The organism is Aulosira sp. FACHB-615, assembly GCF_014698045.1.
In the GTDB taxonomy this organism is placed as follows: domain Bacteria; phylum Cyanobacteriota; class Cyanobacteriia; order Cyanobacteriales; family Nostocaceae; genus Nostoc_B.
The window spans coordinates 1-24380 of the sequence record NZ_JACJSE010000002.1 but is presented as its reverse complement, the minus strand read 5'-3'; the positions used below and the strand labels follow the sequence as shown (position 1 = coordinate 24380).

The 24380-nt window shown below is 40.4% G+C and carries 21 protein-coding genes and 1 pseudogene; 8 read left to right on the top strand and 14 right to left on the bottom strand.

Annotated features, from left to right (window positions below; all coding sequences use genetic code 11):
* Positions 1 to 135: 135 nt before the first annotated feature.
* The 3 genes from H6G77_RS02525 to H6G77_RS02515 all read right to left on the bottom strand — a co-directional run bounded on the left by H6G77_RS02525 (position 136) and on the right by H6G77_RS02515 (position 2328).
* Complete coding sequence (locus tag H6G77_RS02525) at positions 136 to 597, bottom strand: protein tyrosine phosphatase family protein (protein ID WP_190593065.1); 462 nt, start codon at positions 595 to 597, stop codon at positions 136 to 138.
* A 6-nt stretch (positions 598 to 603) separates the two neighbouring features.
* The gene (locus H6G77_RS02520; protein WP_190870744.1) at positions 604 to 1101 is read right to left on the bottom strand and encodes a hypothetical protein; all 498 of its coding nucleotides are present in this window, start codon (positions 1099 to 1101) and stop codon (positions 604 to 606) included.
* Between the two features lie 90 nt (positions 1102 to 1191).
* Positions 1192 to 2328 carry a pre-peptidase C-terminal domain-containing protein gene (locus H6G77_RS02515; protein ID WP_190675466.1) on the bottom strand — a complete coding sequence of 379 codons (1137 nt, stop codon included), beginning with the start codon at positions 2326 to 2328 and terminating at the stop codon, positions 1192 to 1194.
* 438 nt (positions 2329 to 2766) lie between these two features.
* Here H6G77_RS02515 and H6G77_RS02510 point away from each other — a divergent pair, with 438 nt between their 5' ends.
* Both H6G77_RS02510 and H6G77_RS02505 read left to right on the top strand, forming a co-directional pair.
* The gene (locus tag H6G77_RS02510) at positions 2767 to 4770 is read left to right on the top strand and encodes a serine/threonine-protein kinase (protein ID WP_190870743.1); all 2004 of its coding nucleotides are present in this window, start codon (positions 2767 to 2769) and stop codon (positions 4768 to 4770) included.
* Positions 4752 to 4910, top strand: a complete 159-nt coding sequence (locus tag H6G77_RS02505; RefSeq protein WP_190870742.1) for a hypothetical protein — start codon at positions 4752 to 4754, stop codon at positions 4908 to 4910. Before H6G77_RS02510 ends, H6G77_RS02505 begins: the two co-directional genes overlap by 19 nt.
* Here H6G77_RS02505 and H6G77_RS02500 read toward each other — a convergent pair.
* From H6G77_RS02500 to H6G77_RS02480, 5 genes and pseudogenes are all read right to left on the bottom strand, one after another.
* Positions 4896 to 5198 (bottom strand): annotated as a pseudogene (locus H6G77_RS02500) (DUF4351 domain-containing protein); the annotation flags it as partial. The gene H6G77_RS02505 and the pseudogene H6G77_RS02500 sit on opposite strands and share 15 nt — an antisense overlap.
* Positions 5199 to 5428: 230 nt before the next feature.
* Complete coding sequence (locus tag H6G77_RS02495) at positions 5429 to 8074, bottom strand: chloride channel protein (RefSeq protein WP_190870968.1); 2646 nt, start codon at positions 8072 to 8074, stop codon at positions 5429 to 5431.
* A gap of 262 nt (positions 8075 to 8336) precedes the next feature.
* Positions 8337 to 9176, bottom strand: a complete 840-nt coding sequence (locus H6G77_RS02490) for a TIGR02452 family protein (protein WP_190593060.1) — start codon at positions 9174 to 9176, stop codon at positions 8337 to 8339.
* Positions 9177 to 9477: 301 nt separating this feature from the next.
* A complete protein-coding gene (locus tag H6G77_RS02485; RefSeq protein ID WP_190870741.1) occupies positions 9478 to 10188 on the bottom strand; it encodes a class I SAM-dependent methyltransferase in 711 nt (236 codons plus the stop codon).
* 180 nt (positions 10189 to 10368) lie between these two features.
* Complete coding sequence (locus tag H6G77_RS02480) at positions 10369 to 11682, bottom strand: TldD/PmbA family protein (RefSeq protein WP_190593058.1); 1314 nt, start codon at positions 11680 to 11682, stop codon at positions 10369 to 10371.
* Here H6G77_RS02480 and H6G77_RS36145 point away from each other — a divergent pair.
* Positions 11681 to 11809, top strand: coding sequence for a hypothetical protein (locus H6G77_RS36145; RefSeq protein WP_256364362.1), 129 nt, complete (start codon positions 11681 to 11683; stop codon positions 11807 to 11809). The two genes, H6G77_RS02480 and H6G77_RS36145, sit on opposite strands and share 2 nt — an antisense overlap.
* 237 nt (positions 11810 to 12046) lie before the next feature.
* Here the strand turns inward: H6G77_RS36145 and H6G77_RS02475 are convergent, their stop codons facing one another.
* On the bottom strand, positions 12047 to 12910 hold the full coding sequence (locus H6G77_RS02475) for a Tab2/Atab2 family RNA-binding protein (protein WP_190870740.1): 864 nt from the start codon (positions 12908 to 12910) through the stop codon (positions 12047 to 12049).
* A gap of 308 nt (positions 12911 to 13218) precedes the next feature.
* Here H6G77_RS02475 and H6G77_RS02470 point away from each other — a divergent pair, with 308 nt between their 5' ends.
* Positions 13219 to 14226 (top strand): ferritin-like protein, encoded by a 1008-nt coding sequence (locus H6G77_RS02470; RefSeq protein WP_190593056.1) that lies wholly within the window; start codon positions 13219 to 13221, stop codon positions 14224 to 14226.
* A 228-nt stretch (positions 14227 to 14454) separates the two neighbouring features.
* Here H6G77_RS02470 and cysE read toward each other — a convergent pair whose 3' ends face one another.
* Positions 14455 to 15189 (bottom strand): serine O-acetyltransferase, encoded by a 735-nt coding sequence (cysE, locus tag H6G77_RS02465; RefSeq protein WP_190870739.1) that lies wholly within the window; start codon positions 15187 to 15189, stop codon positions 14455 to 14457.
* Positions 15190 to 15420: 231 nt separating this feature from the next.
* Here cysE and H6G77_RS02460 point away from each other — a divergent pair, with 231 nt between their 5' ends.
* On the top strand, positions 15421 to 15876 hold the full coding sequence (locus H6G77_RS02460; RefSeq protein ID WP_190593054.1) for an Rrf2 family transcriptional regulator: 456 nt from the start codon (positions 15421 to 15423) through the stop codon (positions 15874 to 15876).
* A 78-nt stretch (positions 15877 to 15954) separates the two neighbouring features.
* Positions 15955 to 16905: a cysteine synthase A gene (gene cysK, locus H6G77_RS02455; protein WP_190870738.1), complete on the top strand. Its 951-nt coding sequence runs from the start codon at positions 15955 to 15957 to the stop codon at positions 16903 to 16905.
* 200 nt (positions 16906 to 17105) lie between these two features.
* Here the strand turns inward: cysK and radC are convergent, their stop codons facing one another.
* The 4 genes from radC to H6G77_RS02435 form a co-directional block, all read right to left on the bottom strand.
* Entirely contained in the window at positions 17106 to 17837 is a 732-nt protein-coding gene (gene radC, locus H6G77_RS02450) for a DNA repair protein RadC (RefSeq protein ID WP_062289059.1), read from the bottom strand.
* 359 nt (positions 17838 to 18196) lie between these two features.
* Positions 18197 to 18817: a TMEM165/GDT1 family protein gene (locus tag H6G77_RS02445; protein WP_190593105.1), complete on the bottom strand. Its 621-nt coding sequence runs from the start codon at positions 18815 to 18817 to the stop codon at positions 18197 to 18199.
* Between the two features lie 433 nt (positions 18818 to 19250).
* Positions 19251 to 20486, bottom strand: coding sequence for an amidohydrolase/deacetylase family metallohydrolase (locus H6G77_RS02440; protein ID WP_190870737.1), 1236 nt, complete (start codon positions 20484 to 20486; stop codon positions 19251 to 19253).
* A gap of 46 nt (positions 20487 to 20532) precedes the next feature.
* On the bottom strand, positions 20533 to 21900 hold the full coding sequence (locus H6G77_RS02435; RefSeq protein ID WP_190870736.1) for a cysteine desulfurase-like protein: 1368 nt from the start codon (positions 21898 to 21900) through the stop codon (positions 20533 to 20535).
* A 454-nt stretch (positions 21901 to 22354) separates the two neighbouring features.
* Here H6G77_RS02435 and H6G77_RS02430 point away from each other — a divergent pair, with 454 nt between their 5' ends.
* Together H6G77_RS02430 and H6G77_RS02425 are read left to right on the top strand one after the other, a co-directional pair.
* Complete coding sequence (locus tag H6G77_RS02430; protein ID WP_190870735.1) at positions 22355 to 22816, top strand: DUF3011 domain-containing protein; 462 nt, start codon at positions 22355 to 22357, stop codon at positions 22814 to 22816.
* A gap of 279 nt (positions 22817 to 23095) precedes the next feature.
* A complete protein-coding gene (locus H6G77_RS02425) occupies positions 23096 to 23827 on the top strand; it encodes a cation diffusion facilitator family transporter (RefSeq protein WP_190593049.1) in 732 nt (243 codons plus the stop codon).
* Positions 23828 to 24380 lie beyond the last annotated feature (553 nt).

The window sequence follows — 24380 nt, the reverse complement described above, 5'->3', positions numbered from 1 at the left end:
TCGGGATTTAGAGACAAGGGGTAGTAAAGGTTCAGTTAGTGAATTTTAAACCTTAAAATATGCCCCTAAATCTCCCCTGAAAAAGACTATTAATTAGAAACATATTTCTTGATGGTATTAGTTCTTTACTGACTTCTATTGATAGGTATTTAATACTTGTTGGATAAACTTCTGCCATACTTCATTCGGAACCCAAATTTTATGTAAATCTTGTTCGGCGACTGCATCACTTACACCTTGATGTATGCGGCGAAAAAGATAGATAAAAGCTGAGACTCTCATATTAGCAGCGCAGTGAACAAAGATTTTTTTATCTGAATTTGTTTCCATAACACCAAAAAACTTTGTCGCATCTTCTAGCGTCGGATTTTCCCACACTACGGGAATGTGTATATACTGCATTTCTTGAGATGCAACAATTTCTTGTTCATTGGCTAAAGCATTGCTTGATGTTGGTAAGGCTAAATTAACTATTAGTTGATAGCCTGCCGCTTTGATGGCTGCAAATTGTTCGGCGGTTGGTTGTCCTGAAGTGGCAATTGTATCTGATATTTGGAGGAAATTATATATTTCTGCGAGATGATTTTTAACCGACATAAATCTTTATTGATTAAATAACCCATAAGATAATTTAGTTTCCCATTTATTGCCAGTTCTTTCCATATATAGCAAATTTCCATATTGTGGTGTTATGGGACAAAAAGCAGTCAGTTGAATTAACGCTTGAGAAAAATCATCCGAAAGACCTGGACGAGCTAATGTATAGAACATAGACCATCTATGATCATCTTGATTGAAAAGGTTGTGATACTCGGCGCGAGACAGTAAATTAACTTTGGGATTGTTAATCCATAAACTTAATAAGGAAGGTTGAGTGTTAACCGATATCCAATTATCAAAAGTATCTTTTTGGAGTTCAGGAAAACCTAAAATTCTCATACCATACATTTCTGTTTCCTTAATCCGCAGATTTTCCCAAGTAATATCCTTAAGACTAGTTTTAGTAATCACCGAACCTGACTCTTCTAAAAGATATTCTCCTGCTATGCTGTAATTTTCAATTAATGTCGCAAAAATCTCTATTTCATGTTGCGATCGCATATTTTTTAATATTCTTTGATGGTTAAACAAGGTATGACAATATTTCCCTATTTAGAGGTATTGTCAACCTTGTTTAATTTGTAACCGATTTTAAAATAAAGTTAATCGGTAATTACCACGTTGGTTAGGATTGCTAGAGGTGACAACTATATAATAAGTACCATCTTCAGGTAATCTTGCGCGGTCAATGAGGGTGCTATATTTACCATTGCGATCGCTATTAGCAGCAATTCTTTGTCCTTGAGCATCCAGTAAAACTATATAAGGTAAAAATTCTTCATTTAAACTATCAACTCGAATACTCACCAATTGATTTTTTTTACCTTGAAATTCTTTCACATTGTAGGGAGTTCCGTTTTGTTTTAGAACTAAGTTTTGCTGGCTGAGTTCTCCGGTTTCGTCTAAAATGTAGCTGGCTCGATCATCTCGAATCGCCAAACTATAACGGCCTGTATCTCCAGGGTTTTGGCTAGTCACAGCAATTGTATATACACCCGCCACAGGTAAGCGTGCAAAAATAAAAGCATCTCTTTCTGTCTCACCACCGCCTCGTTTGAGGATAACGTTATTATTGGGGTCGAGGAGAAACATATAAGGACGTAAACTTAAGTTATTAGAACGTCTTTTATCTGCACTACCTAACAGGCGAATTTGAATTAATTGGTTTTCTCTACCTTCAAACTGATAGAAATGATATGCTCTGCCTTGTGCTTGAAAATCTCTTTTATCTAAAATCCCAAAGGCAATATCGACAAAGTTGATGTCTCGATAATTAGGTGTACGAGAATTAGCCGCAGCTACAGTTCTAGAGTTTCTTCCTCTGGTGGAGTTAGTGTTTGGTGTTGGGGATACAGACTGAGTTTGTGATGGTTGCGGTGTAGGGTTACTTGCTGCTGGAGATGTTTCGGGAGTGGAATTAGTCGCGGTTGGTTGAAGGTTTGGGTTAGTTTCTGGCGCTGGGACACGCACTGGTAAAGGTGAATTGATAGATTCTGTGCGTTGTGGTGTGACAGGCGGTTCTGCTACTGGAATTTGCTCAATTCCTTGTTGTACTGCTTCTGGCTGGCGTTCGTCTGGTGTTTTCGCCAGTTGGAATTGTCGAGAAATGGGGTGTATTTCTAAGGCATTGATTGGTAGGATATGACTAGCGATCGCAACACTACTCACAGCAATCAATAACTTTAAATTCATTCTGCTGCGGGATTTTCGATTTTGTTTGACTGCCATATTTCACTCCTGTTTTTAATTTGTCTAAAATTCTCACAGTCTGGAGATAAATAAGTTTTTTAATTCAAAATAACTAAACTTTCATTTGTTGTATAGGATTCATATTTGATTTCTGAAAAAAAATCAGTACACCCAGAGCAGGCTTCTTTCCTACTCCCTACTCCCCATTCCCTACTCCCTACATACACAACTAGATTCAGGAATCAAACCGTATTCCTATATTCATTACTCAGCACTGTTTTCGTAATTGATACACAACTAGTCAGCAACAGTAGTTATCATACTACTAATCAACAAGCAAATTCGAGGATTTCAAATTTTAAATCAGTGAGATACTTGTATATTAATTATTTGATGATCAGGAAAATACCGGAAACTTTATAGCAAAATTATACGTCATCAACTAACATAAGATAAAACAGAAAATGGATTCCCAGTATGGTCTGCTGCTTGAATCCCGATTGTTCTCATCCTCTAAATCCCGATGAAAATCAATATTGTCAAAGTTGCAATACTCCATTAGTTAGATTATTGCGAGGGCATTATCGTGTCATTCAAGTAATATCAGATGAAGGTGGATTTGGCAGAACCTATCTTGCGGAAGATGTGGATAAACTGAATGAATGGTGTGTAGTTAAACAATTAGCACCGAAAGTTCAGGAAGCTACCGCACTCAAAAAAGCAATTGCATTATTTCAAGAAGAAGCACAAAGATTACAGCATTTGGGAGAACACCCGCAAATACCTGCTTTATTAGCTTATTTTGAACAAGATAATTATTTATTTTTAGTCCAACAGTTTATTGATGGACAGAATTTAATGCAGGAATTATCTCAAGGGGTGACTTATACCGAAATTCAAGTGCTGCAAGTTTTGTGTGATTTACTACCTGTATTGAAATTTATTCACGATCGCGGTGTAATTCATCGAGATATTAAACCACAAAATATTATTCGTCGTCGCAGTGATGACAAATTAGTATTAATTGATTTTGGTGCATCCAAGCAATTAACCGCCACAGTACATACTAAATTAGGCACAATCATTGGTTCACATGGTTATACTCCCATAGAACAAATGCAATATGGTCAAGCTTATCCAGCCAGTGATTTGTATAGTTTAGGGGTAACTTGCTTTTATTTACTGACAGGAAATGTACCCTCAAAATTATGGATGGAACAAGGCTATAGCTGGGTGAAATCTTGGCGGCAATATCTACCAAACGCAAATACAACTAAGATAACTATAGATGCCAAGTTAGGGAAAGTTCTGGATAAACTGCTGACTACAGATATGGGACAACGCTATCAAACAGCAGATCAAGTTTTGCAAGACTTGAAAACCCAATCTTCAACATCAACTAACTTATTTGCAACTGCGCCAACTTTACTCCCTGTTCCCAGAAGCAAGCAGTTATTGACGTTCAAACTCAATGACAACTTGCAAAAATTACTGCTTGTTAATATTTTCGTGATTCTGTTGGGATTAGGCGGAATTTGGTACTTTCAATCTTTCCCTCAGTTGAATACTACAGCCGTTTCTGAAAATCTAGACCAACCCAAAACTTTTCGAGGACACGCGAGTGATGTGAATGCGGTAGCTTTTGCGCCTAATAGAAGAATTTTCGCAAGTGGTAGTGATGATCAAACAATCAAACTGTGGAATTTAGCAACAGGAACGGAAATCAATACCCTCAAAGGACATTTGAAATGGATTTGGGCGATCGCTTTTCATCCTGATGGTAAAATTCTCGCTAGTGGTAGTGCAGATAAAACTATTAAACTCTGGAATCTGGCTACAGCCGAAGAAATTCGCACCCTCACAGGACATACTGACGGCGTAACGGCTGTTGCTTTTAGTCCCAATGGTAAAACCTTAGCCAGTGGTAGCTTAGAGCAGACTATCAAATTATGGGATGTTACAACAGGTAAGTTAATTCGCACTCTTTCAGGACACAACCAAGCTGTTGCAAGCATCGCCTTTAGTCCCAATGGCAAAACTTTAGCTAGTGGTAGTTGGGATAAAACTATTAAACTTTGGAATGTGGCAACAGGTAAACAAATTCGCACTTTGGAAGGACATACACAATTAATTCTGTCTTTAGCCTTCAGCCCTGATGGTAAAACTTTGGCTAGTGGTAGTAAAGATAAAACAGTTAAAATTTGGAATATTGCCACAGGCGAGACAATTCGCACCCTCAAACAACATGCTGATAAAGTCAATTCTGTGGCTTATGGCAAGACTGGCAACGCTACTATACTTGCCAGTGGTAGTAGTGATAATACAATTAAATTGTGGAATCCGGCGAATGGTGCAGAAATTCGCACTTTAAAACGGGATTCTGGTTATATATATTCTGTGGCGATTAGTGCAGATGGTAAAGCGATCGCTAGTGGTGGTAGTGCAGACAATATTATCAAAATTTGGCCGATATCACCCTAGAGACGCGAGATTTCGCGTCTAGAACACAGCAAACATCAAATATAAATTTATTTTTTGGCGATCGCACAGATTTTATGGATAGTTTGATGATGGCGATCGCATATAAAATAATTCTCAATATTTACTTATTGTTGACTTAACCAAGCTTCTAACTCGCCAACTGTGGCAAAATCTAACAATGCTTCTCCTAGAGATTCTAACTGTTCAATAGATAATCTCTCAACTTGCTCGATGAGAGATGAATCTATTGCTCCCAATCTTCGATTTAACTGGCGCAGAATTAGTTGTTGTTCTCCTTGCTGTAAACCTTCTTGTCGAGCTTGTTCTCTGTCTTGTTGATACAGTGGTGCTAATCTCATCACTAACTCCCGATCGTCTACTTCTGTATTTTGATTGATTCGCAAGTTTTGTTGCAAGTTATAAAGCAATACGGTTCAGTTAAGAAAGCTAGATTACAACAAAAACAGCCAATGATAACTCAACAAAAAACGAAAAAATCATTTTGGAGGGGGTTTGGGGGACGCAACCGTACCCCAATCGGGGGTTTGGGGGAGAATCCCCCAAATCTTGCTCATTGTCTGATAAATAGAGCAGAAATTGAGAAATCAACTCTTATTACCTTAACTGAACCGTATTGAGTTATAAAGCAATTTTAGATTTAAGTATTAATTGCACCGCGTACTAAAATGACAGTACTCTCTACACTGGAGGCGATCGCTTCTGGAATATTACCTTGAATTGCTTGTTGTAGTAAGCCTTCGCGGGTAGCACCCAAAACTACAACATCAAACCCTTCTTGTTCTACTAAATGAATTACACCTTCAGCCACGGAATCAGCCTGTACTGGTGTAGCGACAAATGCAGTGCTAGATAAGTGACGATGACGCATCAATTGATGAATGGCTTTGTCTAAAATTTGGATATCTGGTTTTGATTCTGATGGCTTGAATACTTGTGTTAAGTGAATTTCTGGTTCATTTCCTAATGTTACCAATGCCGGGATTAATTTCAGCGCAAATTTAGAATTAGGGCCTCCAGCCATTGGAATTAACCAACGGTTAAATTGGAGAGTGGGAGAAATTGTTGACAATTGACTATTGACAGTTGACTGTTGATAATTACCCAGTTTTACTAGTACTACATCACAGGTGGCTTGACGAATGATGGTATCAACAATGTCGCCAAAAATGCGCCCTGGGGTGGAAGTGTTGCCTTTCCATCCCATTAAAATCATGTCTATGTGGCGTTCTTGGATAGTTTCTAAGATGGCTTGAGAAGCATCATGGGCGACACGAATTTGTGTATGTAAGGGAATGTGCCATTTTTTCGCTAAAACTTCAGCTTGTCGCAGTAAACGCCGACTTTTGGCAGTTCTGACTGGTGTTTCGGCTGGGGAACTGTGGCGCGATACTAACATTATTTGGACGCACTCTATTTCATAATGGCGCTCACGAGCAATAGCGGTGGCCATTTTTAACAGAATTGGTACAGTATCAGGATTAGCAATGGGGACTAATAATCTACCTCTGCCAATACTCGGCGATCGCGTCTGGTAAACTACATAAGATGGATCTGCCTGTGGTGCTGGGGTAATGTTTTTACCGTTGAGATGGTCAGCTTCAGCACGAATAATATCAGCGCGGGTAATAATTCCTATTAATCTTCGCTTATCTACTACAGGTAAACGACTAATTTGATAGCGGTCAAGTAAATACAATACATTACTCAAGTTATGTATAGGTGTGACCGTTATCGGCGCATTGGTCATAATTTCTTTTAATAAGGTATTGTTTGGCAAGTTGCGATTAGCCAAGTTTGTTAAATCTGATTGGGTAACAATACCAACTAATTTACTATTTTGGACTACCGGAAAACCCCGGTGATGGGAACTAGAGAAGGCTTGTTTTGTTTCTTCTAAAGTTATGTCTGCATCCAGAGTTTCCACTTGTTTTTGCATGACATCTTTAGCTGTTAATGTAGTTAAAATAGCTTCTGTGGGCGCGACTTTACTCAGGTTAATACCTTTTAATAGCAACAGTCGATCATAAAGTGAACCGGGCATAACTTTATCTGCTACTAAGTATGCGACTACAGCCACAATCATTAAAGGTAAAACCAAGTTAAAATCTGTAGTCATTTCAAAGACAATCACAATTGCGGTGATGGGAACCTTAGAAACGGCGCTAAAAAATCCCCCCATTCCCGCCAAAGCATAAGTAGGTAGCGAACCTACTCCTAATAAATGGCCTTCCCAAACACCAACAACATGCCCTAAACAAGAACCTAAAATTAAACTAGGTGCAAATAATCCTCCCGGCGCACCAGAACCAAAGGCAATTAAAGTGAGGACAAACTGAGCAATAAACGCGATCGCAGCAACAGAACCACTAGAACTGCTAGTAATTATATATTCCCGTAAGCCAGTATTATTCCGAAAATATTCGGGCAACATAGCGACGATAATTCCCGAAACAAATCCCGCCAAGGCAACTTTAAGCGGCAAACTAATATGTAATCTTTGATAAGATTTGATACTAAAAATTAAACCGTAATTAAATAATGCCCCTAATAACCCAGCAACAATACCCAAGATTAAAAAAAACGGAATTTCTGGCAGAGAAAACTGACTTGATGATTGGATCATTTGCAGATTTAATTGCAAACTGCGACCACCCAATAATCGTGAGACAACACCGCCGATAAATGAAGCGATAATGGCGGTTCCTAAAGTTATGCCAGATAAATCTTGCAGTAATTCTTCAATAATAAATATGACACCTGCTAAGGGGGCGTTAAAAGCAGCTGCTAAACCTGCACCTGCACCCGCAGCAATCATCTGTCGCCGATGATCTGGGGACGTGGGAACAAAGCGACTCATCCCCGCCGCTAAACTTGCACCAACTTGCACAGTCGGGCCTTGTCTACCTAATGTTAACCCCGAACCAATCACAATCATGGCACTGAGTAACTTCACAGCCGCTACCCGCCAAGATAATTTGATGGGTACATTGGCTAAGTTAGCTTTGACTTGCGGAATACCACTACCAGAGGCTTCTGGTGCTAACCTCTGTACTAACCAGCCAGCCATGTAGCCAAACACTAAACCGACTATTGGTAAAGCTATCCATGCAGGGAAAACATGGGAAGTATGCACCCGCCATGCACCCAATACTCCTGCTCCGAATTTTAAGAATACCGCAGATAAAGCTGCTACAATCCCAATAACAGAAGCTTCAGCGATCGCTAAACCTTTTCTTGGCTGCCACCAACTACGCAAGCGTTGATTCAGAGCAGGAAGCAACATCATATAAATTTAATAATTGATTTCTGATTCCTGTTAATAGTTATACCTTGAAAAGAGGAACAGGAGACTAAAGGTATGGTTATTTTTATAGTAAGTGTTAAATTTATTTCACAACTCCATCGATATTGACATCATAGAAAAATGCGTCTACTTAACTTAAAATTAGCAGTTTGTAGATAAAATACATATCATTAAAATGTCATAAATTAGCAAATATAGGGGACAATATTTTTGAACAAAGTTCATGCAATATTTATGCAAATTAGCGATTAAATCGCTTGTCAAACTCTGCAAAAGTTTGTTGCTGTTTACTGTTGTCAAGCACAGAAAAAATTACTCTTTGAAATCTGCCCCAAAATTGTCCTCCTGGTAATAAGATATCTGCAAAAATTTGAGCAACTATCGCTGGGTCATTTTTAAAGACTCCACATCCCCAAGCACCTAAAATTAACGTATCACAACCGTGTTCGGCTGCTAAACTCAAGACTTTTAATGCACGACTCATCAGAACTTCTGGTATTTGTAAACTCAGGTGCTGCTGATTTTTTTGAATCATGCCAGCATTTGGCGCTGGACTGGTGATAAAGTTGACAAAATACGGTTGTTCTAATAGCTCTCCATCATCGTTTTTGAAAACGGGGCAACTCGGAGAATAAATCATCCAATTTGAGTATAAAAGTGACCGTTCAGAACGATGAAAATCATAATATTCACGGCATTTCAACAGGCTTTTGTAAAGCGCAGAACTTCTGGCTAAACTTTCTTCTTGGGCTTGTGCGCCTTTGAGAAATCCACCACCTGGATTTTTTGCTGAAGCAAAATTTAAAACGCCAATTTGTGGCAATTTTCCACTTTTGGCTATGCGTTCAGATCCCATTAGCGTTGTCTCATTTCTCACTTCAAATTCAGTGTCTGAAAAAGGAGGAAGGCTTTTGAACACTTCAGATTCAATTTTGCATAGATTTTCAGGGCTGTAGCATTTTGTCGAATCTAAACAAGACTGTAATTCTTGATGAATGTGAACTTGATGGCCATTAGGACTAATGTAGCTACCAATTTCCAGAATTTCTAAGGTGCTTTTGGCAATGGTAATTCGTCTCATTGGTGTTATTTTTTCCACTTCTAGCGGATATGATTTTTAGAAAGGCTGTTGCTTTGTATTACATCAATAATACAATAAGGTCAGCCCATACTACAAAATTTTTTCCATTTGAGAGGGGAAATTTACTAGTACAACAAGGCAAAAGGAAAAAAATAATAACGATACCAAAAGCCTTTTAGCAGTTTCTTATGGTCACTGAGTTTCGGCTTCGCTCAAATACCGTGTGGTCGAAGTGTGGTCTGTTTATTTACGCCGACCTGTACTAGTATCACAGATGATTTGGTGGTTAAGCCCTGATTCATCACCGCCACAAACGCAACATCTGATTGCTACCTTTGAGAAATTCCCAAGGTACATTGACAACTTCTGCGGAAATTCCCGCTTGATTTAAATCGTTAAGTAAATTATTTAACAAAGGATATGTTTGAGCATCTTTACCCTGCAACGGATAAATTCTGACTTCTTGAGAACAAACTCGATAAAGTTCTAAAATTGTTTGCCAGTGAAAAGCATAATCCAAGCAGTCACTGTAGAGAAACAACAAATTAGCACTTAATACCAAATCAAAGCTGCGATCGCTAAAAGGCAATTTTGGTAATACAGTCTGAATGTAGCGTCCTGCTTGGCAACCATTGGGATAATCTGCCAAAAATTTTTCTAATGCTATCTGGCGATATTCAGTTAATTTGGCAATATTTTGATAAAAATCCCAATTATAGTTATGGGTGACATCAGTCAATCTTTCCATAACATGAGCTAAATCGGCTTGTCCTTTGGCTTGCAAAGTTGTTGCATCGAAATTGAACACAATGTCACAAGCAACAGCATCAATACCCATTTGATGCAGTTCCGCCACAAAGGAAGCTGCACCCGCAGGACAATCTAAAATTTTCGCTGTTTGCCACTGCGATAAATCTAGGTCAAAAAATTTCACATACTCCGATAAAGTACGACCTAGAAATACAATTCTATCCAGTTGGAGAGCATCATTTATGCTAGTGGCAAAGTTCATAATGTTGGCTGTTTATAGCAAAGTGCTGAGTGCTAAGAGTAATCCCAAAAATAAATTATCCAATTGGTTTACTCAAAAAGACTTCTATCTTCCTACTCGTCCTTGTCTACCTTGTCCCCCTTGTCTCTAAATGCTGAATGTTGAGTAGAAACTTAGTCCCCTCAAAGCTGTGAGCAGTACTTAATAATTTCTACTGGTAGTAGATAGTCCTTCGACTATTAAAGATGGGGTATAACAAGAACCATTCCAATCCGCATCATTACCTAATTCTACGACTTGTTTGAGGGCTGTGTAAACATTACCCGCAACCATTGTGTCTTTCACACGGCCAGTAACTTGACCGTTCTGTACACGGTAGCCCAAATCAATATTGATGGAAAAGTCTCCTGAAATTCCCCCACTACCGCCTAACATTTGATCAACAATTAGACCATTATCTAATTTGCGAATTAAATCTCGTAGTGGAGTTGTACCAGGTTGAATCAAGAAATTAAACAACCCAGGGGAAGGATAGCTACCCAAACCGGGACGAAAACCATTACCAGTGGAACCGCTACCGAGTTGACGGCCTGTGGTGCGATCGCCATAAAAATGCTGTAATATACCATCTTTGACAAACACTAAAGCCTTTGTCGGCGTGCCTTCATCATCAAAAGGGCAACTGTAAGGGCCTGCTTCCGGGTCTTGATAAAGTGTCAAACTAGGTGCAACAACTTGTTTACCCATGCGTTCCGCCCAAGGGGAAGCCGCTTCTAAGACACGTTTCCCGTTTAAAGCAGCTTGGGCAGTTCCCCACAGCATATCAGCCGCTTTGGAAGTAAATAAAACCGGCACACGACCATTAGGTGGTGCAACATTTTCTTGCGCCCAGACTAGCCTCTGTAAAATTTGATAAGCTAACTTTTCTGGGTCTAGGGTATTGCGTTGAGTTTGACCATCGGAAACACTTAAAAAATCATCACCCCGCACCCATTCGGCTGACATATAACAGCTGAGGGTAGTATCGGTGTAGTGACAATCTAGACCTTGACTATTCACAAGTCTAGTAGTTTCCACATCACATTCCCAGTCACTATTACATAGTACATCTGGGTAAGTATTGCGAATAATGGCGATCGCTTCTTTGCCCCAGTTGACTAAAACTTCTATCGGTACACTTTTCCCCACATCTGGGTAAGCGGGCTTTGAGTTAGTCACTAACTCGATTGTTTCCGGTTGATTTAGTTCACTCAAAGCCAAAGCCCGTTCCACCATAGCCTGTGGTGACACATCACCATAAGCTACCGTCAGTCCAGGGCGACCATTGCGCCATAACCGCAGCGTTGTACCTTCAGATTGGCTGGTTTCTAGCTGTTTGAGTCGGTTAGCCTCAAAAAACACCGGACGAGAAAGCGAGTGCGACTGATACACCTCAGCTGCTTCCGCTCCCGATTTGATGGCTAGTTCCAGCAGCTGTTCTGCTAGTGTATCGTGTGAGAAATTTTCAGAACCCATGACCCTTGGTGAATTGTGGATTTCGGATTTTGAACTGCAAGCAAACGCAGATAATTATCCCAAATCATTGGTGCATATCCGCGCAAATCAGCAATTTGCTTTTGACAACGGAGATGGACGCAGATAATTATCCCAAATCATGGGCATCTATCAGCGTGCCATCAATGCAGAGAATTCCCCAAAAAATCATCGGTATGTATCAGTTTGTACTTAGAGGCTAGGGAGTAGGGAGTAGGGAGTAGGGAGTAGGGAGTAGGGAGTAGGGAATAGGGGAAGAAGGAACAGAAAAAGGTAGGGATTTTTCCCTATATGCCGTTTTATCTTGGATTCCCTACTCCCCACTCACCACTCCCCATTCCCTCATTCACAACAAATTCATCTCTTGCAACAGCCAAAACCCAGCAAAAGATTCTGCTTGAGGACTTGACTGTATACCAATAAAATGCACTCCATTGGCTTTTTGTTTCGCTTCGGCAAAACCTTGGGTTTCTGCTAAGATTTTGGGATTTTTGATATTTGCCAAAATCCAACTTTCCGTAGCACCAGTTTCTAAAATCAACCTTGTACCAGCACTATCATCAACTCTTAAAAACGCCAACTCTAAACCAGACATCCAGCCAGCTAAAGGTAAAGCCCTGGGTGAGAAAATTAAAACTCCCGGAATGCGCGTTTCTGGGGGTAATTGCGCCATTTCTAGGGGGAAAGCTTCACCAAAACCAACATCCCATTCTGGCATTTCTGCTAATTCCGCCGCCGATAAGCTGACAAACACCCATTGCTGTCCTTCTAAAGCATCAGGTAAACGCTGAGGTAAAGGACTGTCTAAACGCACAGAAGGGTTAGTTCCACCTTGATAACCTGGTTCTTGAGGGTAAACTTCTGCCATTCGCTGTTGTAGCCATTGGTTCAGCAACAAAGTGCGCCGACTGGGTTGGGCTGGAATACCCAAATCTTGGCAGGCTTTCGTAATCATATTGTTCATTTGGCGGCGGAAAAAGCGGACTTTTATAGGTGCTTGTCCGGCTTTGTCAATGGCTTCCTGCAACGCTGTCCGCAACCAGCCCGAATTGACTTGGGTGCTAGGACAATATTGAGCGTAGCGAAATAACGAATCTGTTTGCGTCCGAATATCCAAGGGACTTTCACAGATGACAACTTCCCAAACTTTTTTTTGATTTTCATCCAAAATTGGACGAGAGTAAAAATCGAGTTCCCAAATACTGCCCATGTTATGCCGTCAAAATCTGGCGAGTTTATATTTTGCTTATATCTTGATCATACGAGGCTTAGGGCAGTAAGGAGTATTGTGGTCTGATCAGTTGAGCTAACAAGATGAAGTTAAAGCGATCGCTCGGAAAAATTGTGATAACTTAACATTTTAGAAAATTATCCGTCAATAAATCTTGACTATAATTCGTCATTTTATCAGTAATATCACGGAAGGCTGAATTATCAAGCTAAAGCTATCTTGTACCGGAAATATACGGTCATTTCCGTGTATTGACTGATTCCTACAAAAATAGTCAAGGTACATCTATGAGTTTCACCACAACTAAGAACACTGCAATTAGTGAACTATTAAGAACGGAAAGTGCAAATAGAGATATTGACTGGCTTAAAGATAGTTTAAATGCAGCAATAGAACTAGAGTTAGCAACTTTACCGCCATATCTTTGCGCGTGGTGGTCAATTAAAGATGATCAAGAAACTGCTGCTAAGTTAATTCGTACTGTGCTGATGGAAGAAATGCTGCACATGGGATTAGTTGCTAATATGCTGACAACTATCGGTGGTACACCAAAAATTAATAGTGTTTTACCAAGCTATCCCGGTAATTTACCAGGAGGAGTCAGACCTCAATTAACGGTATATTTAGCAGGTTTAAGTAAAACTTATTTAGACGAAGTTTGTAAGCAAATCGAATATCCTGAAAGTGGGCCGATTGCTTTTTTTGGTGGTGAAACTTATCCTACAATTGGCGCTTTTTATGATGCCATTCTAGTGGCTTTTCAAGAACTCAAACCAGCAATGTCTGGTGCTAATCAGCTAACTGATGGTTCAGTCGGTGGACATCAGTTATATGCTATCAATACACTAGCTGATGTCGAAAAAGCGATTACAGAAATTAAGGTACAAGGAGAAGGAACTGCCCTATCCCCAGATGCAGAAGGATTTGGTGGTGAACTTGCCCATTATTACAAATTTGATGAGATTTCTCATGGTCGGAAATTAGAGCAAGTTGATGGTGTTTGGCGGTATTCTGGTGCAGTTATACCCTTCCCTGATACATACCCAATGGCACAAGTTCCTGAAGGTGGTTGGCAAAATCCATCCCCAGAAGTCAGCGCATTGTTAAATCAATTTAATAGTGCTTTTAAAGCAGTTTTAGATGAACTCGAACTAGCTTGGACTACTGGCAATCAAGATAAGCTGGGTAGTGCAATTGGATTGATGTTTAGTTTGAAAACACCTGCTATTCAACTTATGCAAATTCCTTTACCTGATGGTAGTGGTAATTATGGCCCAGATTTTCTAATTTATTAACATTGAGACATCAAAATCTGGTAACGCACAATTAAGGCATGATTTTCATTGGATGGGTGATAAAACCCATCCTGATTTTTTGAGACTTAACTCTGTAACCTATCACCTATAGGATTCATATTTGATTTGGGAAAAAAATCAGTACACCCAGAGCAGGCTTCTTTCCTACTCCCTGACTACACAGCTAGATTCAGGAATCAAACCATATTCCCATATCACCTGATCTAACTAAATTCCTGCACCATCAAGAAAGTCTTCAATCACAGCATTGCTATTGACTTTACTGTTGTAGAGTATTTCGAGTTCGCTATGTACCGCAGTTGGTAATTCTAATGGTGACTGAGTTTCTAATTCTTCTAGCTGTTTTTCGAGATTTTTGACACGTTCAAATAGCGCCCGAATCGCTTCTGCTTCTACATCTCGAATTTTATTATGAGCTAACAGATCAACATTGATGTTATTTTGACGAGTCACTCTTCCGGGGACACCCACAACAGTAGTATTACTCGGCACATCACGTAAAACTACAGAACCGGCTCCGATACGGACGCGATCGCCTATAGTAATATTGCCTAAAACTTTTGCGCCAGCCCCCACCACTACATGACTACCTAATGTCGGGTGGCGTTTACCGCTTTCTTTACCAGTCCCACCCAGGGTAACACCTTGATAAATTAAAGCATAATCACCGATAACTGCTGTTTCACCAATTACTACACCCATACCGTGGTCGATAAATACTCCTTTACCAATCACTGCCCCTGGATGAATTTCTACGCCTGTAAAAAATCGGCTGAGATGGGATACAAACCGGGGAAAGAAAGGAACGTTTTTTTTATACAACCAATGTGCTAAACGATGCAAAATCAAGGCTTGGAATCCAGGATAGCAAAATAAAATCTCCAGCCAGTTACGGGCTGCGGGGTCGCGCTCATAAATTGTTTGCAAGTCAGTTAGTAACATAACTTTGTTGTGGTTGTTTTGAGTGGGAAATCACGAAACCAAAATAATTCCTGTGAAAGATGAACTCATTTGGAGGATTTTGTAGGATAATCTACGGTAAAACGATAGGCTTATAGTTATTAGTTCTTGATAAGTCGGATGCTAACACATTCGACAGCAAGACAAAATTAATTTCGCATAAAATGCGAAAAAGCAGTCGATAAACCGTAGTATTTTGATTGAGTACAAATCTTGAATAGCCAAAATTACGCTCTCCTGGATCTGTCTTCTAAAGTTGAATACGCACTCTTAGCACTTTTAGAACTGGCCAGCCACCACGAAAAAAAAGTACCTCTGACTATGGGCGAAATCACCTCTAAGCAACCTATACCTGAGCGATATTTAGAGCAAATTCTGACCAATTTGCGGCGTGCAGGTGTAGTTCAAAGTCAACGCGGCTCAAAAGGTGGTTTCCTCTTGGTTCGTGAACCTTGGCAAATTACGGTGTTGGAGATTGTCACTTTAGTAGAAGGCGAACGCAAAGAGAAAGAACAATCGGAGGCTCCCACATTAGAAAGGCGCTTAGTTCACGAAATTTGGGAACAAGCCAATGTAGCCTCGATGGAAGTGTTGAATCGCTACACTCTCCAAGACTTGTGTCAAGAAAGAGAAGCTCGTTTACAGCAGAGTCCGATGTATTACATCTAGAAAGTTTGAAATCTGAAGTCTGAAATTATTAACTATCCAGCTTTTAGCAAGATAATATCAACACCTAGGAGTCCTCTGATGCGAATAGCAAAAGATATTACCGAATTAATTGGACGAACACCTTTAGTGAGATTGAATAAGATTCCCCAGGCTGAAGGGGCGGTTGCAGAGATTTTAGTGAAGCTAGAGAGTATGAATCCGGCTTCTTCTGTGAAAGACCGAATTGGCATCAGTATGATAACAGAAGCAGAAGCAGCAGGCTTAATTCACCCTGGTAAGACGACCTTAGTTGAGCCTACCTCTGGAAATACGGGCATTGCTTTAGCAATGGTGGCGGCGGCTAAGGGATACCATCTTATTTTAACGATGCCCGACACGATGAGCCAAGAACGAAGGGCAATGCTGCGGGCTTATGGCGCTCAACTAGAGTTAACGGCTGGCGTGGAAGGAATGCGCGGCGCGATCGCACGAGCTGAAGAAATTGTGGCTCAAACCCCTGATGCTTATATGTTGCAGCAATTCCGCAACCCAGCCAACCCCAAAATTCATGCCGAAACCACAGCCGAAGAAATTTGGGCGGATACCGAGGGGAAAGTAGATATTTTAGTGGCGGGAGTCGGTACTGGTGGGACAATTACTGGCGTTGCAGAAGTGATTAAACAACGCAAGCCCTCTTTTCAGGCGATCGCAGTTGAACCCAGCAACAGTCCCGTACTCATCGGCGGAAAACCAGGGCCACATAAAATTCAAGGTATCGGCCCTGGTTTTATCCCAGCAATTTTCCGTCTAGAACTGGTAGATGAAGTTATTCAAGTCACCGATGATCAAGCGATGGCCTATAGCCGACGTTTAGCCAAAGAAGAAGGGTTACTCTCTGGGATTTCTTCTGGCGCTGCTTTATATGCTGCGCTGGAAGTGGCAAAACGACCAGAAAACGCCGGACGCTTGATTGTTATGGTACAACCTAGCTTTGGTGAACGTTACCTCAGCACTCCTCTATTCAAACAACCGGATGATAGTGAATGGTGATATATATTAGGACTTACGCATAAAAACGCAAAATCAAGGGTTTTGGCAAGGGTGTAGAGATACAGGGGTGTATGTATTACGCTACACACCCTTACACCCGATCTTGGTGCGTAAGTCCTGATACTATGTCTGGTCAAGGACTGATCATCAAGACGGTTCCCTAACGAATGATCATCACATCAATAGACTTCAGACTTCTATCAATCACCTTGAGGATAATCATTCCACAAAGTTGTAATTTCCCGTAAACTTTGGTGATTTCCATTACCTAAAATTAAATGATCTAGCAACGGAATACCTAATAATTGCGCTCCGGCTAATAATTGGCGTGTTAATTCTATATCTTCTTGGCTAGGTTCAACATTCCCAGAAGGATGGTTGTGGGCAACTATAGCGCGTGTTGCACCTTGACGAATGACTTCCCGAAAAATTTCCCGTGGCGAAGCTAAAGTTTCGGTCGCCGTACCAATGCTAATAACTTGTGTACCTAATAAACGGTTTTTAACATCTAATAACAATACAGCAAAATGTTCTTGCGCTTGCCACATCAAATCTTGACTGAGTGCAGCCGCAGCTGCCATTGGACTATCAATTGGTACACCATCTTGAGGACGTGATTGAAATGCACGTTTGCCTAATTCCACCGCCGCTAAAATAGTTGTGGCTTTTGCTGGGCCAATACCAGGAACTTGCATAAGTTCTGCTGGTGTGACTTCTCTTAAAACTGCTAATGGGTCACGTTGATGTTTGCCTAATTCTTGCAAAAGATATTGTCCTAAACCCACTGCTGAAAGTTTTCCCGGCCCTTGACCAGTACCTAAAAGAATTGCAATTAATTCCGCCGTTCCTAAAATTTTCGGGCCATAAGTCATCAAACGCTCACGCGGACGTTCATTTGTCGGGATATCAGCAATTCTTAGGCAATAGGTCATAGAAGCATTCAGAAAATAGTTACCGAGATGGAACTATTTTTATTTATCCCTTGTTTGCGCTCTAAATTATCTTAAGTTGGGAAAATCTTTAATTTTTCAAGAGAGGCTAGAGGGTAGGGAGTAGGGAGTGGAGAGTGGGGAATGGAGAAGAAGATGTTTGTTTCATCGGTGCTGGGTGTGCGCTGACACAGGCACTTTTAAGTAATACCAATTTGAAAAATGATTGCGACAAATGGGTTACTGAAAAGCTCACCAGTAAGCAATTTTCCAATCCAAAATTCAAAATCTAAAATCCAAAATGGTATAACTCCGTCTTTCTCCTATTCCCGACTCCCTACTCACAATTCCCCTATTTCCCCTTACGCTCCTTCTACAGCCGCAACTACACCAAAAATCAGAAATAAGCATCCACCAATAAAGGTAAGTTGGCGTTCAGAAATGCGTCCGGCAATGAGTTTACCACCAAGAACTGCGATCGCAGCACAAATACTATGTCCTAAAACTGCTCCAACTGTTACCCCAATTGGGTTATTACCAGCAGCTAAAGCAATAGTAGCAATTTGTGTGCGATCGCCCCACTCTGCCATAAATGTTAGTAAAAAGGCTTCGGTGACAATTGCCCAAGGTGTTTTGCGTTTGGGTAACTGTGCATCTGCTTTTTTAACTGCGGCTTCTGCTTCTTCGACTACATCTGTATCACAACTAGCAGCAGTCATTTTACTTGCGTCGTACAACAACTTAATACCGAAGGCAATAAACAAAGCAATTTCAGCGTAATGAATGTAAACTTTTGGCAGCAATGATGCAGCTTGTCCAAAAACTACCGATAGGATAGTCATCGCTGCTAAGGCGGCTGTCACGCCAGCAAATACCAACCGCCGCGAATGGTGCATTGACAAAATCACAGCGATAAAAAAAGTTTTATCACCAAGCTCAGAAACGGTAATTAATAATAAACCTGCGGTAAAAGCTGTTAACACTCTCTCAAGCTCCTCAATCATTGTTAGCGATGTGAGCTTGAAGAGAGCCAAAAGACCTCACCAAGCTCACATCTTGTCTGTGAACTTAGTGAAGGTCTCGCTGTCAAATACTTAAATTTGATATCTGAACCAGGTTCATCACCAGTATGTTGATTCAGATAAACTGGCTTGATGCCAGTAGCTACTCCCCTTCGATTAAGTTAAGTATTACATCTCTCTCCCAATAGAGTCAAACAATTTTGGATTTTGGATTTACGATTTTGGATTGACTGCACCGATTCCGGGATGCCGCTTGTGGATTTTAAATTGACGATTTTGGATTTGTTCCACCCACAAGGGGCGGGGCATGAACCGAAATAATCTAAAATCTAAAATCTAAAATTGGCTCGGTCAATTCATTTATGTCTCAGAAAATTGACCTTCTGCTACTATTTCAGCCAGTACCTATTCCTACTACATCTCGTAACAAGCGACAATTAGGTTGAATTAACTTACCGGAACGCAGCACTGCAACGGGAATCAGTCTTTGTTTCGCTTTTAATGGTTGTGCTAAAGCATCAAAAAGTAAACAATCACCTTCTACTAACTTGAGAATTGTGATATCTGCAATCGAACCAACTTTTAAAGTGCCAATTTCTGCATCAGCTTTTAAAACACGGGCTGGGTTAATGGTGACAGCAGCGATCGCATCTGTTAAATTTAATCCCAATGCCATTAATTTAGAAATTCCGCCACACAAACTATAATTCAACGTTGAATCATCATGCAGGCTCTTGAAATTACCGTGAGCGTCACTGCTAATAGTGTAAGGAAATACGCCTTGCGCCATCATCCGCTTTGCCGTCTCAAAGCTAAATTTTAATCCATGTCCTAAATCTAATAAGATGCCTCGCTCAATTGCTGCATACAACCATTCTGGAACTTGAGTGCGCTTTCCCAGCAACCCATCTGGTTGACAACTGTAGCAGTGACCTAAAATATCTCCCGGTTTCATGTATGACAGGGCATTTTCTACTACCTTTTCGGGGTTTGGGCGATTAGTTTCATCTACTGGAAACAATTCTCCGGTGTGAACATATAAAGGTAAATTAGTGCGATCGCCTACTTCTCTGGCTAATTTTAGTACGTCCATTCCCCAACGTGATATTGAGCCGGAATCTGCGTGGACTTTAAAACCCCGCACAATTTGGGGATTTGCCTGCGCTACCTTAATCAAGGTTTCTATATCTATGTTTTCGGGACTTTCTAACCCCGAAACCGTGTCACCAATCGTTTGAGCTATGGCATGATTAACTAACAAAAAACTACGGACATCGGTTTGTGATTTCTCCCCAATATCTGATTTAAAGCCAGCAAATGTAAACGGACTACTACTGCCTTGGTCAACAATTGTGGTTACACCAGCATTAATTCCTACATCATCGGCTGGCACTCCAAATGTTGTTTTCCATTCATAAACATGAACGTGTAAATCAATAAATCCAGGACAAATTAAATAATTGCCTGCTGCAAATGTTAGCTGTGATTTATAAGTTTTTAACTGTTTGGTAATTGCCGCAATTTTACCATCACAGATAGCAATATCAAAACGACCATTCAGTGATTGACTGGGGTCAATCACCCAGCCATTGAGTAATACCAAATCGTAATATTTGAGGTGATTTTCCATAAAAGTTTACGAGGTTAAAATAACCCCGTATCTTGAAAAAAAGAAATTAATCATGAGGAAGTTCTGCTATTTCTTGCAACACATACAACAACTGATGAATTTCTTCAATGGTGTTGTAGTGTGCTAATCCAATTCGTAGTAAACCACCACTATTTTCTACACCTAACCTCTCTATTAAACCTAGCGCATAAAAATGACCATGCCATGTAAAAATACCGCGATCGCCTAATGCTTTGGCGATAGTTTCAGGGGTTTTATTCGCTAGTCTCACGCCTACTGTTGGTGTCCGCCAAGCAAAACGAGTCGAGTCAGTTATTCCATAGCAGCTTAACCCAGGAATTTCTAAGAGTCCAGCAATTAATTTATGACTTAGTTCCCGTTCGTATTGTTGGATAGCTGACATGGCTGTAAGTAAAGCCGCACGGCGACTGTGATAAGCCGATGTAATACTCGCTGGTTCTGATGATTTGAGAAAGCGGGGACAACTAAAGGTTTGTAACCCTTCTTTGTCGGCTGTAATTAAAGCTGTAACTAGTTCGTTATCAATTGCAGGTGAAACATGACAACCAAGTTTAGTTAAATAGTTAATTGCTGCAACTACCCCAGCTAAACCTTCATGATTCAAAGTTCCTGTTTCCCAGCGTGAGGGAACTTCGTCGGGTGCAGGTTTAACTTTATAGGGTTGCAAGCGTTCTAGATGTTCTCTTTTACCGTACAAAATCCCAATATGGGGGCCAAAAAATTTATAAGCAGAACAAGCTAAAAAGTCGCAATCTAAACTATGGACATTAATTGGTGCGTGGGGTGCATAGTGGACTGCATCGACAAATACCCAAGCACCAACACTATGAGCTAAATTGGCGATCGCAGCAATATCATTAATCGTACCCACAGCGTTAGAAGCATAACTGACGGCGACTAATTTTGTTTTTGGGTTAATCAGCCGTTCTAGTTCATTCATGTCTAAGGTGCAGTCATCAACATTAATATCGACAACGCGGATAATTACACCTTTTTCTTCCAACGCATACCAAGAAGAAACATTAGCGTAGTGATCTAGCCGCGTCACAATAATTTCATCACCTGGCTGCAATTCTCGACCGATCGCCCGACTCAAACTAAAGGTGAGAGTGGTCATATTTGCACCAAATACCACCTCATCACTATCACATCCAAGAAAATCTGCGATCGCTGCACGAGCCGAGTTAATCGTCGCATCTGTACGCGCACTGGTGGCAAAATACCCATGAGCATTAGCATTTGACCTCACCAGATAGTCATTCATTGCATCTAATACCGCCCCCGGTACTTGCGTTCCACCTGGCCCATCGAAAAAAATCGCAGGTTGATTATTGATTTTTTGTGTTAGTGCGGGAAACTGGCTACGTATCCATTTCAAGTCAAGCGGTTCCATAGCAGACTCCTAAATTAATCATGTTTTACTTATATTTAGTTCGCGCCGCAGTTTTTTAAAATACCTTCTATAATATTTCCCCTAACTTTGATTCAGCTAGAATACCTCAGCAAAAAAATATACTCGGCTCTCAGGTTCAAGATAACTATTAATTCCGTAAAAAGTGTTTCTGCTTAAATGTAGTTAATAATATTTAATTATTGGTAAGAATACAAAATACAGCAATAGTAGTTGTCAGATTTTAATAACTACTACTCCTAGAATATTAAAATTTATATCCCAGAAAAGCCTGATTGATGCTTCAAGAGTCATATTTGTGAATCCTGAATGCGCTCTCTTGCTAAGTTAAAAGTACATTTACCTGAAATTTTAATAGCAAAATTACCTATTAATTTATTTCGCTACAATTATTATAGTTACTGTTGAAAATTACTGAATCAGTCTAATAGTTGATATGGTCATACGTTTTCCTATAATTGCAGCTACTTTTATGGCTGCTAGTATTAGCATCGGTACACTTTTAGGCGCTGCCACCCCGGCTTCAGCCCAAGAGGTTATAACTTGTTCTAGCCGAGATAATCAGAGAAATACTTGTTCTGTACCCGGTAGAGGTAGAGTGAGATTTATAAGACAATTATCTAACGCTAGTTGTCGAGACAACTGGGGCTACCGAGGAAATCGGATCTGGGTACGAAATGGTTGCCGCGCTGAGTTTGCAGTAGGTAATGGCAGAAATGGTAGGTATGACAGAGACGATAGATATAACCGAAATGGTAGGTATGACAGAGGCGATAGATATAACCGAAATGGCAGGTATGACAGAGATGATAGATATGACAGAAATGACCGTTATGACAGAGACGATAGATATGACAGAAATGACCGTTATGACAGAGATGATAGATATTATAGATAGTTAACTGTGAGTAGAAAATATTCACTACTATCTGAAAAATACTACTTTTAGCAGATGGCGATCGCTGTGGAAAATACATCACTCAATTTAGGCGATCGCTTTTATTTTTACCCCCTATTAAACCTGATTGACTCAATCATTAATCTAGAGGCTGGTACATTGAAGGCACGAATGTACAGGTATTCATGTATCTCAGTAATGGTGCTTTTAGTGGGGGAGTATTTGACTGATAGCTTATGATTGGAGAGAAACTCCAGTACGTATATCAGGTCAGATTCGATGCAATCAAGCCAGGTAAAGCAAAAATTTCAGGCTTTGTGGACTGCCTTAGTTTTACTCAGTGTATTTTTTTGTGTGGAATTGAGTGCAGGAATTTGGAGCCACAGTCTGTCTCTATTAGCAGATGCTGAACATATTCTCTCGGATGTCGCAGCGTTGGGTTTAGCACTAGTAGCTTCCTGGCTATCTCAATCTATATCGAAGCACAATGTATTGGGACGCTACCGATTAGATATTTTGGCAGCCTTGGTCAACGGGATTAGTTTAGCTTGTATTGCTGGCTGGATTGTTAAAGAGGCTTTGGAAAGATTGCAATCTCCAGATGTGGAGATTCTCGGTATACCAATGTTGACTACAGCCTTGATTGGCTTGGGGATTAACAGTTTTAATGCTTTGTATCTACATGGATGCAGTCATCAAGACTTGAATATTCGAGGTGCCTTTCTGCATCTGCTGGCTGATGTTGCTAGTTCCGTTGGTGCGGTGTTAGCTGCGATCGCAGTTATCTGGCTAAATTGGACATGGGCGGATGGAGTTATCAGTTTATTAGTAGCTGCGCTAATCGCTATTTTTGCAGCGTATTTAGTCATTCAAAGTATAAAATGCTTGCGCGGTCAAATTACTGATATTACTAATGCTGCTTGTATGTGCAGTTTACCAGCCGAAGAATGTAGCGATCGCGCCCAAGCAGAGAAAATTTTATTTCCATCTCTCGAAGAGATGATTCGATAGATTTGTATTAAGTTAGAACTTACGCACAAAGATTGTCTGTGGAGACTGGGTGAAAGGGTTTGAGGGTATAAGGGTTTTGGATAAGTACACCCCCATACCCTTGATTTTTCGTTTTACTGCGTAAGTCTTATAAGTCAATACAGTTCATACCATTTTGGATTTTAGATTTTAGATTTTGGATTGGGTAAGGGTTGATCGGTAAGCTTTTGAGTCATCCATCTGCCGCAATCATTTTTTAATTTGGTATCAGTTACGACAACAACTTAGACTGGTGTAGGTTGGGTGTAGCGATCGCTACACCCAACCTACTATTCTCTTAACTAGGTATCAGAGCTTTCTACAGGCTAAGTTAAAAATTTTTCCTCAGATTACTTTACAAAACGCAATGTTTACCTTTAAGATATGTAACAACAGGTAAAAACACCTGAAACATACATAACCAAAGCAATCATAAAGACATGACAGCAACCTTACAACAGCGCAAAAGCGCCAACGTATGGGAGCAGTTCTGCAACTGGATCACCAGCACCAACAACCGCCTATATGTAGGCTG